At 35.2% G+C, this 455-nt stretch carries 1 protein-coding gene; it reads left to right on the top strand.

What is annotated here, in order from left to right:
- On the top strand, window positions 1-455 hold a 455-nt coding region (locus ACP3VS_RS24260; protein WP_426390299.1), incomplete at both ends, for an SDR family oxidoreductase.

Below are 455 nucleotides of genomic sequence, written 5' to 3'. Positions count from 1 at the left end.
TATGGCGACAGAGAACATTTTATCCGAGTCAATGTGAAATCAACTCAATACTTAATAGACATGAGTAAAGAAGCAAGTGCACGCTTTCATTATATTTCAACAATCAGTATTTCTGGACATGCCCCTCATGAAAATAAGAAAATCTTGTTTTATGAAAGGGACTTTGACAGGGGACAACAGCTAGATAATGTGTATGTAGAAAGTAAATTTTTAGCAGAAAAATTAGTAAGGAGAGCTATAAAAGAAGGTGTACCAGCCACAGTTTATCGCGTAGGAAACCTAGTAGGTCACACACTTGACGGGAGATTTCAAGAAAATATAGAAGAAAATGCTTTTTATCGTTTAATAAAAGCTATCTTATTACTACAAATGGCGCCGGACATTCGTACGTGTATCGATTTAGTACCAATTGATTTTGGGAGTAAAGCAATTGTACAACTTGTATGTACAAAGGA

The organism is Lysinibacillus sp. VIII_CA, from assembly GCF_049943995.1.
GTDB classification, from domain to species: domain Bacteria; phylum Bacillota; class Bacilli; order Bacillales_A; family Planococcaceae; genus Lysinibacillus; species Lysinibacillus pinottii.
The sequence above is the reverse complement of the archived record's forward strand: the minus strand, read 5'-3'. Positions and strand labels throughout refer to the sequence as shown.